The organism is Achromobacter sp. UBA5777, from assembly GCF_002418565.1.
GTDB classification, from domain to species: domain Bacteria; phylum Pseudomonadota; class Gammaproteobacteria; order Burkholderiales; family Burkholderiaceae_B; genus Achromobacter; species Achromobacter animicus.
On sequence record NZ_DIEJ01000200.1, the window covers coordinates 1 to 14,221 of the forward strand.

14 protein-coding genes are annotated in these 14,221 nt (G+C 63.6%); 8 read left to right on the plus strand and 6 right to left on the minus strand.

Features of this window, described 5'->3' with window-relative positions; all coding sequences use genetic code 11:
* Positions 1–316 precede the first annotated feature (316 nt).
* Both B3446_RS16645 and B3446_RS16650 read right to left on the minus strand, forming a co-directional pair.
* Positions 317–706 carry a DUF4148 domain-containing protein gene (locus tag B3446_RS16645; protein WP_291383479.1) on the minus strand — a complete coding sequence of 130 codons (390 nt, stop codon included), beginning with the start codon at positions 704–706 and terminating at the stop codon, positions 317–319.
* Positions 707–993: 287 nt separating this feature from the next.
* Positions 994–3,741 carry a M16 family metallopeptidase gene (locus B3446_RS16650; RefSeq protein ID WP_191577702.1) on the minus strand — a complete coding sequence of 916 codons (2,748 nt, stop codon included), beginning with the start codon at positions 3,739–3,741 and terminating at the stop codon, positions 994–996.
* A gap of 133 nt (positions 3,742–3,874) precedes the next feature.
* Between B3446_RS16650 and B3446_RS16655 the strand changes: the two genes are divergently transcribed.
* The 3 genes from B3446_RS16655 (at position 3,875) to B3446_RS16665 (ending at position 5,762) form a co-directional block, all read left to right on the plus strand.
* Entirely contained in the window at positions 3,875–4,474 is a 600-nt protein-coding gene (locus tag B3446_RS16655; RefSeq protein WP_191577701.1) for a GNAT family N-acetyltransferase, read from the plus strand.
* A gap of 248 nt (positions 4,475–4,722) precedes the next feature.
* Positions 4,723–5,103, plus strand: coding sequence for a hypothetical protein (locus B3446_RS16660; protein ID WP_191577700.1), 381 nt, complete (start codon positions 4,723–4,725; stop codon positions 5,101–5,103).
* 101 nt (positions 5,104–5,204) lie between these two features.
* The gene (locus tag B3446_RS16665; protein WP_291383483.1) at positions 5,205–5,762 is read left to right on the plus strand and encodes a GNAT family N-acetyltransferase; all 558 of its coding nucleotides are present in this window, start codon (positions 5,205–5,207) and stop codon (positions 5,760–5,762) included.
* Between the two features lie 44 nt (positions 5,763–5,806).
* Here the strand turns inward: B3446_RS16665 and B3446_RS16670 are convergent, their stop codons facing one another.
* Both B3446_RS16670 and B3446_RS16675 read right to left on the minus strand, forming a co-directional pair.
* Entirely contained in the window at positions 5,807–6,979 is a 1,173-nt protein-coding gene (locus B3446_RS16670) for a vWA domain-containing protein (RefSeq protein ID WP_291383485.1), read from the minus strand.
* Positions 6,980–7,004: 25 nt separating this feature from the next.
* Positions 7,005–7,886, minus strand: a complete 882-nt coding sequence (locus B3446_RS16675; protein WP_175123151.1) for an AAA family ATPase — start codon at positions 7,884–7,886, stop codon at positions 7,005–7,007.
* 175 nt (positions 7,887–8,061) lie between these two features.
* Here B3446_RS16675 and B3446_RS16680 point away from each other — a divergent pair, with 175 nt between their 5' ends.
* Together B3446_RS16680 and B3446_RS16685 are read left to right on the plus strand one after the other, a co-directional pair.
* Positions 8,062–8,415: a c-type cytochrome gene (locus B3446_RS16680; protein WP_056568700.1), complete on the plus strand. Its 354-nt coding sequence runs from the start codon at positions 8,062–8,064 to the stop codon at positions 8,413–8,415.
* A gap of 12 nt (positions 8,416–8,427) precedes the next feature.
* The gene (locus tag B3446_RS16685) at positions 8,428–8,790 is read left to right on the plus strand and encodes a c-type cytochrome (protein ID WP_191577697.1); all 363 of its coding nucleotides are present in this window, start codon (positions 8,428–8,430) and stop codon (positions 8,788–8,790) included.
* Positions 8,791–8,853: 63 nt separating this feature from the next.
* Here B3446_RS16685 and B3446_RS16690 read toward each other — a convergent pair whose 3' ends face one another.
* Entirely contained in the window at positions 8,854–9,279 is a 426-nt protein-coding gene (locus tag B3446_RS16690; protein ID WP_291383488.1) for a DUF1841 family protein, read from the minus strand.
* Positions 9,280–9,484: 205 nt separating this feature from the next.
* On the opposite strand from B3446_RS16690, the gene icd reads away from it, so the two are divergent.
* From icd to B3446_RS16705, 3 genes are all read left to right on the plus strand, one after another.
* A complete protein-coding gene (gene icd / locus B3446_RS16695) occupies positions 9,485–10,741 on the plus strand; it encodes an NADP-dependent isocitrate dehydrogenase (protein WP_056568692.1) in 1,257 nt (418 codons plus the stop codon).
* 155 nt (positions 10,742–10,896) lie between these two features.
* A complete protein-coding gene (locus B3446_RS16700) occupies positions 10,897–12,168 on the plus strand; it encodes an O-antigen ligase family protein (RefSeq protein ID WP_291383491.1) in 1,272 nt (423 codons plus the stop codon).
* 213 nt (positions 12,169–12,381) lie between these two features.
* The gene (locus B3446_RS16705; protein ID WP_291383493.1) at positions 12,382–13,938 is read left to right on the plus strand and encodes a methyl-accepting chemotaxis protein; all 1,557 of its coding nucleotides are present in this window, start codon (positions 12,382–12,384) and stop codon (positions 13,936–13,938) included.
* On the opposite strand, the gene B3446_RS16710 is transcribed toward B3446_RS16705, so the two are convergent.
* On the minus strand, positions 13,901–14,221 hold a 321-nt coding region (locus B3446_RS16710), incomplete at its 5' end, for a dihydrodipicolinate synthase family protein (RefSeq protein ID WP_291383495.1). The two genes, B3446_RS16705 and B3446_RS16710, sit on opposite strands and share 38 nt — an antisense overlap.

Consider the following 14,221-nt stretch of genomic DNA (forward strand, 5'->3'; position numbering starts at 1 on the left):
AAGGCTCCGGACCGCAATCGTGGCCCCGCGCGCCGAGTGCCGCGGCCGCGCCAGGCGCTAAAGAACCCAAATGGCAGCCCAGCAAAATCCCGACGCAAAAAAAAGAGACCGCGACAATCGCCACGGCCTCTTAGCTACTACCACTTCAACTGCAACTTCAACTGCAACTTCAACTGCAACTTCAACTGCTGACTGCGAACTTCAACTGCTGACTTCAACGACTACTGCTACTGCTACTTCGACCGCCGCTGTACACCGAAAATACCGGCCTCAGGCCATGATGCCACCCGAGGCCGGCCGGGCTACAGCAAGCAGCTCACCGGCTGATCGGCGGGTACTCGAGCTCGCCGAACGTGTATTGACCGCTGGCCTTCGCTTGCGCCAGTTCCTGCTGGACGTCAGCGCGCGACTTTGCGCTGCTCGACGTTGCAACGACCGGCGGGTACTGCAATTCGCCGAACGTGTATTGACCGCTGACCTTGGCTTGCTGCAGCTCGGCTTGCACTTCCTGCGAGCTCAGGCTGGTCTTTTGGGGCAGGGCGGGCGGATAGTCCAGCTCGCCGAACGTGTACTGGCCGCTTGCCTTCGCTGCTTGCAGTTCCGTCGCCACTTGGGCGCTGCTCTTTGCTTGCTCAACGCCCGCGGCTTGTGCGCCGAAACCGGCCAGGGCCAGGGATAGGAAAAGGGTGGTTGCTAGGGTTTTCATGGTGAGACCTCCAATTCGTCGTAAAGAGGGACCGAATCCGGCGGCACTCCGTCGTGGTTCGTTTGCTGTTCCCGATGGACTGAATTGTGCGCGCCTTCCCACCTGGGATAAACCCTTAATCCCTGAAAACATCTTTCCAAATAACCGAGTAATAGATCAGACGGAAAGAATTGGCCCCACCAGTGGAATGGTCAAGCCCAACTTTGGACCTGGTGGGCCGAAGCCCAACATCGACTATGCAAAAAAAACCCCTGCCGAAGCAGGGGCTTTCCAAAAGAGAGGGTGCATCAGGGCTTCTTGAAATCCCCCGCCAGCGCCGTGCTGAACCCGTCCGGACGCACATACTTGCGCAGCGCCGCGTTCACCGTCTCCGGCGTCAAGGCGGAAATCTTCTTGTCCATTTCCGCAGACCACGCGAACGTACGGCCGCGCTCCAGGTAATCCAGCCACGTGCTTGCCAACACGTCGTCCTGCGCACGAGCCAGATTCCGGTAGTTCAGCAGCGCTGTGATGCCCTCCGTGATTTCCTTCTCCGAGAAACCGTCCTTCAGCACTCGCGCCAGTTCCTCGTTGATCGCCTTCTCCAGCCGCTCGCGATTCTGCGGCGCATAGATCGCGTAAATGCTCCAGCTTGCAGTCGGTTCAAACGCCGACACCGACAGCGAGCTGCGCACGTTATACGACAGGCCTTCTGTCTCGCGCACCCGGTTCCACAAGCGCGACGTCTCCGACGCACCGAACAGGTAATTGGCCAGGTACAGCGCCGGATAGTCCGCGTCCGTATCCTGCACCTTCAACGGCATGCGCGACAGATAGAACGCATTGGCCTTGTCCGGCGTATCGATGTCGAACTGCTTGGCCGGCACGTCGCGGTACGGGTTCGGCACGCGGGTGTAGGCCGGCGCCTTCTTCCATCCGGCCAGTCCCGTACGCAGCGACTTCTCCACCGCAGCGGGTTCGAAGTCGCCCACCGCCGAGAACTCGATATCGCCCGCGCCGTAGAACTTGGCGTGGAACGTTGCCAGCGCTTCGCGGTTCAGGCCGCGCACGCTAGCCAGCGATTCCTCGAACGTCGGCACATAACGCAGGTCGTCCGCAGGCCACGGGTTGTCGTGGCGCGCCAGCGCGCGTCCGGCCAGGGCCGAAGGCTCCGTCATCGCGTTCTGGATCGACGTTTCAAGTTGGCGTTGATATTCCTCGACCTGCTCCTTCGGGAAGCTGGCGTTGCGGATTATTTCCAGCGCCAGCGCCGTCAACTCCGGCAGATTCTCGCCCTTGGTCGACATCGCCACCTTCAGCGTCGTGCCGCCGCCACTGAAGCCAAGTTCGGCCTGCAGCTTGTCCAGACGGTCCTGGATATCCTGGCGCGACAGTTTGTCCGTGCCGCGCAGCAGCAGGTCCGCCGCTGCGCTGGAATTGACGCGCTGGCCCAGCAGGTCCTTCTCGTTGCCGAACTGGATCAGCATCTGCGCCTGCACACGGCTGCCGCGCGTCGCCTTGGGCAGCAGCGCCAGTTTCACCGGACCATTCGGCAGATCAAGCGTCGTGCGTTGCGTCAGCTTGTCGATGTTGGCCGGCGAGGGATCGAACGCCGACGCCGCCTTGAAGTCCGGATCACCCTTGTAGTCCTTGAAGACCGCGGTGAGGTCCACGCGTTCCGTCTGCGGCGCACGCACCGGCTTCTCGGTCGGAATGTAGCGGCCTTCGATGCGGTTGCTCTGCACCAGATAGGTCGTCGCGGCCTTTTGCACCTCGGCCAGCGTTGCCTTGCGCGCGCGGTCGCGCTGCAGGAAGAACAGGCGCCAGTCGCCCGCTGCGATCGCTTCGGACAGCGCCACGCCCACCTGTTCCGGATCGCTATACGTCTGTTCCCAGGACGTCAGCCACTTGCTGCGCGCGCGGTCCAGTTCCTGCTCCGTGAAGGGCTTCTTGTCGAGCGTCTCCAGCGTGCCCGTCATCGCCTTCATCGCGGCGTCCAGATCCTTGCCCGGCGTCAGTTGCGCGGCGAACATCGCCAGTCCCGGGTCCAGGTTTTCCATCGTGAAACCGAACACGCCCGAGGCCAGCTTGGTCGGCACCAGGGCATGGTACAGGCGGCCCGACGGGGTGTCCGCCAGGATCGTGGTCGCCAGGTCGAACGGCACGAAGTCCGCGCTGCCGCCGGCCGGGATGTGATACATCGCCGCGACCAGCGGTGTGCCGCCGGTGCGGCGCAGCGTCACCGAGCGTTCGCCGTCCTGCGTCGGCTCCACCGTGTATTCAGGCGGCAGCTTGCGGTCGGGCTTGGGCAGCTTGCCCAGCGTGGCCTCGATGTCCGCCAGCGTCGTCTGCGGGTCGAACTTGCCCGCCACGATCAGCACGGCGTTGTCCGGCTGGTAATACTCGTGATAGAAGGCGCGCAGCTGGCCGATATCCACGTTCTCGACGTCGGAACGCGCGCCGATCGTGTTCTTGCCATAGCTGTGCCACTGGTAGGCGGCAGCCTGCATCTTCTGCATCAGGATGCGGAACGGGTTGTTCTCGCCACTTTCCATTTCGTTGCGGACCACGGTCATTTCCGAGTCCAGGTCTTCCTTGGCGATCAGCGAATTGACCATCGCGTCGGCCTGCCAGCCGAGGTACCACTTCAGCGTCTCGGGGTTGGCCGCGAAGCTGGCGAAGTAATTGGTGCGGTCGCTGGACGTCGAGCCGTTGGCCTGCAATCCGCGGCGGGAGAACTCGCCCATGGCGTTGCGGGTGGTCGACGTGCCCTTGAACAGCATGTGCTCCAACAGGTGCGCCATGCCGGTCTGGCCGTAGTTTTCGTTGCGCGAGCCCACCAGGTACGTCATGTTGACCGTGGTGGATGGCTTGGATTCGTCGGGTACCAGGAGCACCCGCAGGCCATTGGCGAGGCGGTATTCGGTGATGCCTTCGATCGAGGCGGCCTCCGTGACGCCGGCCGGCAGGCTGGCGGCTCCGGCCTGAAAGGCCAGGAAGGAGGAAAACAGCAGCACGCCTAGCGGGCGCGGCAGCTTCGACAGGGACAAGCGCATGGCGGACTATTCCTTTGGCATGGCAGAATCCGTTGGAGTGTATACGTTGGCAATGGTTCAGGCGGGCGGGAAGGGCGCACTTGCCGCCATCGCAGGATTGCCCATCGCCGGCCGCCATGCCGAGGAAGTTGATATGTCCCTGAACATCGAAGTCGAAACGCCCCGCCTCGTGCTGCGGCAATGGCGCGCGGCGGACCGCAAGCCTTTCGCCGCCCTGAATGCCGACCCGCAGGTGACGCAGTTCCTGTTGCCGATGACGCCCCAGGAAAGCGATGCCTTGGCCGACAGGCTGGCTGCCGGCATTGACGAGCACGGCTGGGGCTTCTGGGCCGTGGAGGCGCCGGGCGTGGCGCCCTTCATCGGTTTCGTCGGCATCAAGCCGCTGGCCCCCACGCTGCCTTTCGCGCCTGGCGTGGAGATCGGCTGGCGCCTCGCGCAACCGTTCTGGGGACGGGGCTACGCCAGTGAAGCGGCTGATGCCGCATTGCGGGTCGGCTTTGAACAGGTGGGCGCGGAAGAAATCGTCGCTTTCACGGCTACGGACAACGTGCGCTCGCGCGCCGTGATGGACCGTCTGGGCATGGCCGCAGACCCGGACCTCTTTGACCATCCGGCCGTGCCCGCAGGGCACCCGCTGCGCGCGCATGTGCTGTACCGCCTTGGACGCGAGACCTGGCGCTGGCGGCGGGAGGCGGGCGGCGCCAGCGATGGCGCCATCTTTGCGGCGGCTTGATGCACCGCCAACCCGCACCTGGCTTGATGGTGCGATGCAGCAGTCCCGTTTTCCCAGGGGATTTGAACCACTTCCGGTCGCGGGTGTAAGCTTTCAAGGACGCATTAGCTGTTGCTGACGGGATGCGCGACGGCCGTCTTACCGGCTTCCCGTCCAACGCCAGACGCTGCCTCGACGCGGCGCCGGTGCTTGTCGTTCGCGCCTTCGCCGCCGGCATCCTGCCGGCGCATTCTACGGAGGAACGACCCATGCTGACCGAAATCGTCACGCGTGCCTTGTCCCAACTGACCGGTAACGCCCTCAAAGGCGACGGCATCAAAGGACAGTTTCAATACGCTTATGCCAGTGATGACGGCCAATACGTGGCCATACTTACCCATGACATGACCACCTATGTGGTGGACCTGAGTTCGCAGCGGTATTTCGCGGAGTGCGGTGGGTCGCCTCGCGGATTTGCCGGCCATGTGCTTGAAATGGAGGGCGCCACCATGCGCTCCCATCCGTGGCCCGCCGCGCAAGATTTGTTCGACCTGGACATGGACGCCGACGAATTGTCGTGGCGGCAATGCCCCGGTTTGCGCCACATGAGCACCAGCGCGCATCGATCTGTGGAGAGCCGCGCCGCCTGAGAGTGGCCAGAAGCGGCAACGTTTCACTGAACCGGCGTCATCGCCGGTTTTTTTTCGGCTTCTTCATGCGGGCAGTTGGCGCCGTCGCTAAAATTCCGGCCATGAAAACGCCCGCCGAACTCCGCGCCCCGCAGGACGCCACGCTGGTCGACTGCACGCACGAGCGCCACGCCGACCAGATCCTGGCCATCTTCAATGACGCCATCGCAACGTCCACCGCGCTGTATGACTACAAGCCGCGGCCGCGTGAGGCCATGGATGGATGGTTCAAGACCAAGCAGCAGGGCGGTTTTCCCGTCGTGGGGCTTGAGAATGCGGACGGCGAATTGATGGCGTTTGCCAGCTACGGCACGTTTCGTGCGTTTCCCGCCTTCAAGTATTCGGTCGAGCATTCCGTGTACGTGGACGGGCGTTTTCGCGGCCGCGGCCTGGGCGAAGCGATGATGGCCATCCTGATCGAACGGGCGCGCGCCAATGGCGTGCACGTGATGGTCGGCGGTATCGACGCCTCGAACCAGGGCAGCATCCGCCTGCATGAAAAGCTGGGATTCGTGCATGCGGGCACGATCCGCCAGGCCGGCTTCAAATTCGGGCGCTGGCTCGATCTGGCGTTCTATCAGTTGACGCTTGAGACGCCGGAAAAACCGGTCGACGGCTAAGATCGCCAACCGCGGCGGCGGCATCGCCGCCGCGACGGCGCGATCTACTTCGACAGCACCCGCATCGCCTGTTCCAGACCAGCAACGGTCACGGGATACATGCGGTCCTGCATGATGTCGCGCATCAACGCAATGGACTGGCGATATTGCCAGGAAGCCGTGGGTTCGGGGTTCAACCAGACCGATTTGGGCCAGGCTTCCAGCAGCCGGCGCATCCATTCGGCGCCGGGTTCCTTGTTGTAGTGTTCAACCGAGCCCCCCGGCTGCAGGATTTCGTAGGGGCTCATCGTGGCGTCGCCCACGATGATCAGGCGCCAGTCCGGGTTGTACTTGCGCAGCACGTCCCAGGTGTCGAAGCGCTCGTTCTGGCGGCGGCGGTTGCTTTGCCACAGGCTTTCGTACGGGCAGTTGTGGAAGTAGTAGACCTCGAGGTTGCGGAACTCGCTGCGTGCTGCAGAGAACAGTTCCTCGACCCGCCCGATGTGATCGTCCATGCTGCCGCCCACGTCCAGCAGCATCAGTACCTTCACCGTGTTGTGGCGCTCCGGGATCATGCGCAGGTCCAGATGCCCCGCGTTGCGCGCCGTGCTGGCGATGGTGTCGTCCAGGTCCAGTTCCAGTTCGGCGCCCTGGCGCGCGAAGCGGCGCAGGCGGCGCAGCGCCACCTTGAAATTGCGCGTGCCCAGTTCGACCTGATCGTCGTAGTCCTTGAACTGGCGCATGTCCCAGACCTTGACCGCCGTGCGGTTGCCGGCCGATGCGCCGCCCACGCGGATGCCTTCGGGGTGATAGCCCCCGTTGCCGAACGGCGAGGTGCCGCCCGTTCCGATCCACTTGCTGCCGCCGGCGTGGCGTTCCTTCTGCTCGTCCAGGCGCTCCTTGAAGAGCTCCATCAGTTTGTCCCACCCGTGCTTTTCGATGGCGGCCTTTTCTTCGGGCGACAGGCTTTTCTCGAATTGCTTGATCAGCCAGTCGAGCGGAATGTCCTTGCCCGCGGGCAGCGCGGCTTCGATGCCGCGGTAATACGCGCCGAAGGCCTTGTCGTAGCGGTCGTAGAGGGACTCGTCCTTGACGAGTGTGGCGCGCGCCAGGAAGTAGAACTCGTCCAGCGTGGGCGACATCAGGTCCTGACGCAGGGCGTCCACCAGCGTCAGGTATTCGTTGACCGAGACGGGCAGCTTGCGCGCCCGGAGGTGATAGAAGAAGTCGATCAGCATGTGCGGGCCGCCCGTGGATGCCGGATCAGCGGCGCTGGCCGCCGCGCGTCATGGCCGCCAGGCGTTCGAGCAAATGCACGTCCTGCTCGTTCTTGAGCAGCGCGCCCGCCATCAGCGGCACGGCGGTGGCCGTGTGCGCGTCGATCTGCGCGGCCGTGACGTCTTCGGCCAGCAAGAGCCGCAGCCAGTCCAGCAGTTCGGACGTGGACGGCTTTTTCTTCAGCCCGGGCGCATCGCGCAGCGAGAAGAACGTGTCCAGCGCGGCGCGCAGCACGTCCTGCTTCAGATCGGGGTAGTGGACGGCCACGATATCGCGCATCGTCTCGCGGTCCGGAAAGCGGATGTAGTGAAAGAAGCAGCGGCGCAGGAACGCGTCGGGCAGGTCCTTTTCGTTGTTGGACGTGATGATGACGAGTGGACGGTGGCGCGCGGCGATGGTCTCGCGCGTTTCGTAGACATGGAATTCCATGCGGTCCAGTTCGCGCAGCAGGTCATTGGGGAATTCGATGTCGGCCTTGTCGATCTCGTCGATCAGCAGCACCACCGGCTCGTGCGACTGGAACGCCTGCCACAGCGTGCCTTGCACGATGTAGTTGCGGATGTCGCGGACTTTTTCGTCACCCAGCTGCGAATCGCGCAGGCGCGACACGGCGTCGTATTCGTACAGACCCTGATGCGCCTTGGTGGTGGACTTGATGTGCCATTGCAGCAGCGGCCGGCCCAGCGCGCGGGCCACTTCCTCGGCCAGCATTGTCTTGCCGGTGCCGGGTTCGCCCTTGATGAGCAGCGGGCGCTGCAAGGTGAGGGCGGCGTTCACGGCGAGCTTGAGATCGTCGGTGGCGACGTAGCTGTCGGTGCCATCGAAGCGGACTGGCTTGGCGGAGGAGGCGGTCTGGGCTGCGGACATGGTCTGATGGCTTCTGTGGTTTGATTGGGATCAACACTAACGCAAGGTATTAATCCTGAGCAATTATCGTACAATCAGGCGGTTTTGCTTTGGGTTCCACCCGCAACGTGTTTGCAGAGGGCCTTTTCGTGTGAGCAGGCCCTAGTCCTTAGCCATACCAAGAAGAGTCATTCCAATGAAGTTGCGAACCTCTCTGAAGTACACGGTTTCCGTGTTGGCCACGATGGCATCCTGTGCGATCGCCGGCCAGGCTGTTGCTGCAGACGCAGCGCCGGTCGGTAATGTCCAGAATGCCCGCGACAAGGTTTCGATGTGCATCGGTTGCCATGGCATCCCTGGCTACAAGGCATCGTTTCCCGAGCTTTACCACGTACCGATGATTGCTGGCCAAAACGCCAAGTACATCGAAACCGCCCTCAACGAGTACAAGAAAGGCGCGCGCAGCCATCCCACGATGGACGCCGTTGCCGGCAGCTTGTCCGATCAGGACATTGCCGACTTGGCCGCGTACTACTCGAATCTCAAATAAGGGGGCAAAACAATGAATCGCACCATGCTTGCCCTTGCGGGCGCGACCCTGGCCATCTGGGGCACTGCCGCTCCGGCGCAGGATCTGGCGGCCGGCAAGGCCGTCTTCGAGAAATTCAACTGCGCCTCGTGCCATGGCGCCGACGCCAAGACGGCGGTGGATCCTGCCTATCCGACGTTGGCCGGGCAGCATGCCGACTACCTGGCGCATGCGTTGAAGGCCTACAAGCGGGGCGCCTCCGGCAGCGCCGCCACGGCCAACGTGCGCAAGAACCCGATCATGGGCGCCTTCGCCACGCAGCTTTCCGACCAGGACATTTCCAACGTGTCGGCGTGGCTGGCGACGCTGCCCAGCGATCTGGGCGTGCGCCGCTAGGACGCAACGGCTTCGGCCGACGTGAATGAAAAACCCTCGCTAGCGAGGGTTTTTTTCTTTGGGTCAGAGGCTGGCGCGGCGGCGGATCAGGTCGATGTACGTGTCGCTGTCCAGCGGCGTGCCGAGGCGCTGCGCTTCCCAGACCACCTGGCCCAGGCATTCCATGATTTCGTGCGCGGCGTGATGCGCATCCGAGCGCGCGGTGAACTGCTGGTAGGCCTGGCGAATGCCCGGCGGATGGTCGATTGACAATTGTTCCGCGATGGCCAGGTGCATGGACAGGTGCAGGAACGGATTGGTGCGGCCTTTTTCCACCGCGTATTCGGCCGTCATGGCGTCCGGGCTTTCGAGGTCCGCGTGGTATTCGGGATGCTCGATGATCCAGTCCAGCGCAATAGCCTCCAGCGGGGTCAGGACCTCGTTGGCGCGATGTTTGCGCCAGGTTTCAATGAAGAATTCGCGGACTTGGTCGCGGGAGGGATTGAACATTCGGGTGGGGGCCAAAAGCAGGATGTGGGCGCTTTATTTTACCGCCCCGCGCGGACCGCCGGTTTCGCCCGGCGCTTTGCGATATAGAATGGGTTGCTATCCGCCATCCGGTGTGCGGTTCGCAGGAGGCGGTATAACCCGCGGAATCGGACGCTGTCCGATCCTGGCGCGTGCAAGAAAACCACCCGGAGCAAATGGAGCATTCATGTCCTACCAACATATCAAGGTTCCCGCCGGCGGCCAGAAAATTGCGGTCAACGCCGATTTCTCGCTGAATGTGCCTGACCAGCCCATCATCCCCTTCATCGAAGGCGACGGCACGGGCGCCGACATCACCCCCGTCATGATCAAGGTGGTCGACGCGGCGGTGCAGAAGGCCTACGGCGGCAAGCGCAAGATCCATTGGATGGAAGTCTATGCCGGCGAGAAGGCCACCAAGGTCTACGGTCCTGACGTGTGGCTGCCCGACGAAACCCTGGAAGTCGTCAAAGACTACGTGGTTTCCATCAAGGGCCCGCTGACCACCCCGGTCGGCGGCGGCATCCGGTCGCTGAACGTGGCGCTGCGCCAGCAGCTCGACCTGTACGTCTGCCTGCGTCCCGTTGCGTATTTCAAGGGCGTGCCGTCCCCGGTGCGCGAGCCCGAAAAGACCAACATGGTGATCTTCCGCGAGAACTCGGAAGACATCTACGCCGGCATTGAATACATGGCCGAGAGCGAGCAGGCCAAGGAGCTGATCCAGTTCCTGCAGACCAAGCTCGGCGTCAAGAAGATCCGTTTCCCGAACACCTCGTCCATCGGCATCAAGCCCGTGTCGCGCGAAGGCACCGAGCGCCTGGTGCGCAAGGCCGCGCAGTACGTCATCGACAACGACCGCACGTCGCTGACGCTGGTGCACAAGGGCAACATCATGAAGTTCACCGAAGGCGGCTTCCGCGATTGGGGCTATGAGCTCCTGCAGAAGGAATTCGGCGCGCAGCTGATCGACGGCGGCCCGTGGTGCAAGTTCAAGAATCCCAAGACCGGCCGCGAGATCATCGTCAAGGATGTGATCGCCGACGCGTTTCTGCAGCAGATCCTGCTGCGTCCGGCCGAATACGACGTCATCGCCACGCTGAACCTGAACGGCGACTACATCTCCGACGCGCTGGCCGCGCAGGTGGGCGGCATTGGCATCGCACCGGGCGCCAACATGTCCGACTCCGTAGCCATGTTCGAAGCCACCCACGGCACGGCGCCCAAGTACGCCGGCAAGGACTACGTGAACCCCGGTTCCGAAATCCTGTCGGCGGAAATGATGCTGCGTCACATGGGCTGGACCGAAGCCGCGGATCTCATCATTTCCAGCATGGAAAAGTCGATCCAGTCCAAGAAGGTCACGTACGACTTTGCCCGCCTGCTGGAAGGCGCCACGCAGGTGTCGTGCTCGGGCTTTGGCCAGGTGATGATCGAGAACATGTAAGCCTCGGCCGGGCCTCCTTGCCAGGCTGCCGTTGTGAGCTTGGGGCCCGATCTCGATTTTGAGCAAAACCCGCCCGCCGTCATGGCGGGCGGGTTTTGTCTAACCACCCGCATCATGCGTATTGCATGTGCATCGTTCTTTTCAGGTTGATTGTTGTGCCCCGAATGTATGTAAATCTGGTCGCCTGGCTGGTGCTGCTTATGCCCGCCCTGGCGCTGACCAGTCCCGTTGGCGGTCCCGCCGTGCTGTACCTGAGTGCATTGATCGCGCTGACGGCCATTGGCGTCAATGCGGTGAAGCGCTACGAGCCCATGGATTTCCAGGCGCTCTGGCCCATGGCGTTGGCGCTGCTGTCCCCACTCGTCTGTATGCTGATTACGTCTTCCGTGAAAAGCGTGTGGAGCAATTCCGAACTCGAAAAGCTGCTTCGCTTTGCACTGGCCCTACCCGTGTTGTGGCTGCTGCTGCGCGCGCCGCAGCGGCTGCTGCGCCATATCGAATGGACCGTATTGGCCGGCGCGCTTGCCGGCTCCATCCTGCTGATCGCGATGATGCTCACGGGTGGCCGCGGCGCGGTGGTCGAGGTCGGTGGACGCTATAACGCCGTGGCCTTTGCGAACATGGTGCTGCTGTTCGGGGGCATGACCTTGCTGTCGCTCGGCTGGGGCCCCGGATCGCGCTGGCCGCGACTGGAGACCGGCCTGAAGGTCCTGGCCGCGGCGCTGGCCGTGTGCGCGACCTGGATGTCCGAAACCCGCAGCAGCTGGATGCTGCTGCCCATTCTGGGACTCGTGTTCCTGCTGGGCCTGCGCAACTGGCGGCGGCGCCACAAGGTGTACTGTGCACTGGCTGTGAGCGTGGCGCTGGTCGTCAGTGCGGCGGCCATCTGGACGTTCAGCAGCCGCATGCAGGAGATCACCCACGACGTGCAGGGGTTCGCCACCTCGGCCAACCGTGACACGTCCTTCGGCATCCGGTTGCAACTGTGGCATGCCGCAATCCTGATGTTTGAAAAAAGCCCGGTCGTGGGCATGGGTCCCAGCAAGTTCCGCGACGAACTGCGTGTGCTGCAAGGGCAGGGCATCGTGACGCAGGAAGTTGTCGACGGTTTCGGCGAGCCGCACAACGACCTGCTGGCGGCGCTGGCAGGGTACGGCGTGCTCGGCCTCCTGAGCATGCTGACGCTATATCTTCTGCCGGCAGCCATTTTCTTCAGGCGTTTGGCCAGTGATGAACGCGTGATCCGCGTGGGCGCCCAGATGGGCCTCCTGTTCTGCCTGAGCTACTGCGCCTTCAGCCTGACCGAGATGATGTTCCGCAACATGCGCAGCGTGCCCACTTACGCGCTGATCACGGTGACGTTGATTGCGCTGACGACGGCGCGTCCGGCGCGCAAGGTCCCGCAGACGTCCCAGTCCGTGGGTTGAATTCGCGCGGGGCGCAGTCCCGCAACCGGTCCCAAAAGAACGCAAGGAGCGACACGCCTTGCGTTTTTTTTATCGGACTTGAGCTAGATCAAAGTGACTAATCAAATCGAATCCAAACGCAGTTTGAAAGGGTATGCTCGACGGCCAAATTACATAAAACGTCACATCAAGATAGATATTGTTTCTAATCGGTGGCGTGTCAAAGAAGAGTCGATGAGTACTTCCAGCTTGCGTAGGGAACTGTTGTGGTTCGTGTTTGCCATTGGCGCCGCCGTCCTGGCGCTGGGCGCGTGGGACGCCTGGCAGCGCCGTGCCGAGATGGTGGACGACCGCAAGACGGAGCTTCGGCATGTCCTGGATATGGCCGCGGGCATCGTCCGCGGCGGCAAGCAGCGCGTGCAGGAAGGTGTGCCGCTGGCCGAGGCCAAGCGCGACGTGGCCCGCCAACTGTCCCAGTTGCGGTACGGCGGGGACGGTTATGTAGGCGCGTTTGGCGACGACTACGATCTGCTGGTGCATCCCGACGCGAAGCTGGTGGGCACGAACGTGCGCGCCACGCGCGACAGCCAGGGGCAGCCGCTATTTGAAAACCTTTACGCGCAGGGCAAGGCGGGCGGTGGCTATGTGCGCTACCTGTTTCCGCGTCCCGGTTCCGAGGACCCGTTGCCCAAGCTGACTTACGCGGCCTATGACGCGGAATGGGGCTGGCTGATGTTCACGGGCCTGTACGTGGACGACGTCGATGCGGCGTTCTACGGCACGCTGTGGCGGCAGGGCAGCGTGACGCTGGCGCTGCTTGCATTGGTGCTGACGGCGGCGCTGCGCTTTTTCAGCACGCACATCTTGCGGCCCTTGAACGAGGCAGTGGCCGTGTGCGAGCGCGTGGCCAATGGCGACCTGTCCAGCGGCATCTCGCGTCATCACCGGGGCGAGATCGGCCGCCTGTTCGACGCCATGGCGCGGATGCAGCAGCGGCTGGACGCGGCGGTGCGCAGCATCGTGCATTCCACGGCGTCCATTGCGGCCGCATCGCGCCAGATTGCCGCGGGCAGTGTCGACCTGTCCGACCGCACCGAAAAGCAGGCCGCCGCCTTGGAACAGACTGCGGCCAGCGTGGAGGAAATCACCGCCACCGCACGGCAAAGCGCCGAGCACGTGCGTGAGGTCAGCGCGCTGGCCGGCGAGGCCGCGCGGCTGGCGCGGCAGGGCAGCGACGAGACGCAGCATGCGATCGACGCGATGCGTGAGATCTCGCAAAGTTCGCAGCGCATCGACGAGATCATCGGCCTGATCGACGTGATCGCGTTCCAGACCAACATCCTGGCACTGAACGCCGCCGTCGAAGCCGCCCGGGCGGGCGAACAGGGGCGCGGTTTTGCGGTGGTGGCCGGCGAAGTGCGGGCGCTGGCGCAGCGGTCCGCCACCGCCGCCAAGGAGATCAAGTCGCTGATCGAAGCGTCGTCCGACGCCGTGGCGCGGGGCAGCCAGCGGGTGGAACAGGCGAGCGCCACGATGGGAAGCGTACTGGAATCGGCAGCGACCAGCGCGCCGCTGATGAGCGAGATCGCCACGGCGTCCGGCGAACAGAGCGCGGGCATCGAGCAGATCAACCAGACCGTGACGCATCTGGACGAGGCGACCCAGCAGAACGCCGCGCTGGTTGAGGAGTTTGCGGCGTCTGCCGCGGCGCTGCACGGTCAGGCGGGCGATCTGGCCCGCGCCGTGTCGATCTTCAGGCTGTCTGCAGCCGCTCAGCCGATGCCGGGATAAGGCTCATGGCCCGCCTCAGCTTCGCGCCCAGGTCGCGGCTGGCGGGCATCATCGGCATGCGCAACTCGTCGGCGATGAGGCCCTGCATGGCCAGCGCGCGCTTGACCGGCGCGGGATTGGGCTCGCTGAACAGCAACCGGATCAGGGGGCGCAATGGGTCGAAGCAGTCGCGCGCGGCCTCAACCTGGCCGGCTTGCACAAGCTGCATCAGCGTGACAAAGCGTTCCGGAAAGAGGTGCGCGGCCGCCGGAATGGCGCCGCGCCCGCCCGCCAGGAAGTGATC

What these genes read in the sequence shown, in the direction of transcription:
- B3446_RS16680 (WP_056568700.1), top strand. Translation starts at nt 8,062, where the DNA reads ATGAAGTTGCGAACCTCTCTGAAGTACACGGTTTCCGTGTTGGCCACG.
- B3446_RS16645 (WP_291383479.1), bottom strand. Translation starts at nt 706, where the DNA reads ATGAAAACCCTAGCAACCACCCTTTTCCTATCCCTGGCCCTGGCCGGT.
- B3446_RS16655 (WP_191577701.1), top strand. Translation starts at nt 3,875, where the DNA reads ATGTCCCTGAACATCGAAGTCGAAACGCCCCGCCTCGTGCTGCGGCAA.
- B3446_RS16690 (WP_291383488.1), bottom strand. Translation starts at nt 9,279, where the DNA reads ATGTTCAATCCCTCCCGCGACCAAGTCCGCGAATTCTTCATTGAAACC.
- icd (WP_056568692.1), top strand. Translation starts at nt 9,485, where the DNA reads ATGTCCTACCAACATATCAAGGTTCCCGCCGGCGGCCAGAAAATTGCG.
- B3446_RS16705 (WP_291383493.1), top strand. Translation starts at nt 12,382, where the DNA reads ATGAGTACTTCCAGCTTGCGTAGGGAACTGTTGTGGTTCGTGTTTGCC.
- B3446_RS16660 (WP_191577700.1), top strand. Translation starts at nt 4,723, where the DNA reads ATGCTGACCGAAATCGTCACGCGTGCCTTGTCCCAACTGACCGGTAAC.
- B3446_RS16650 (WP_191577702.1), bottom strand. Translation starts at nt 3,741, where the DNA reads ATGCGCTTGTCCCTGTCGAAGCTGCCGCGCCCGCTAGGCGTGCTGCTG.
- B3446_RS16675 (WP_175123151.1), bottom strand. Translation starts at nt 7,886, where the DNA reads ATGTCCGCAGCCCAGACCGCCTCCTCCGCCAAGCCAGTCCGCTTCGAT.
- B3446_RS16665 (WP_291383483.1), top strand. Translation starts at nt 5,205, where the DNA reads ATGAAAACGCCCGCCGAACTCCGCGCCCCGCAGGACGCCACGCTGGTC.
- B3446_RS16685 (WP_191577697.1), top strand. Translation starts at nt 8,428, where the DNA reads ATGAATCGCACCATGCTTGCCCTTGCGGGCGCGACCCTGGCCATCTGG.
- B3446_RS16670 (WP_291383485.1), bottom strand. Translation starts at nt 6,979, where the DNA reads ATGCTGATCGACTTCTTCTATCACCTCCGGGCGCGCAAGCTGCCCGTC.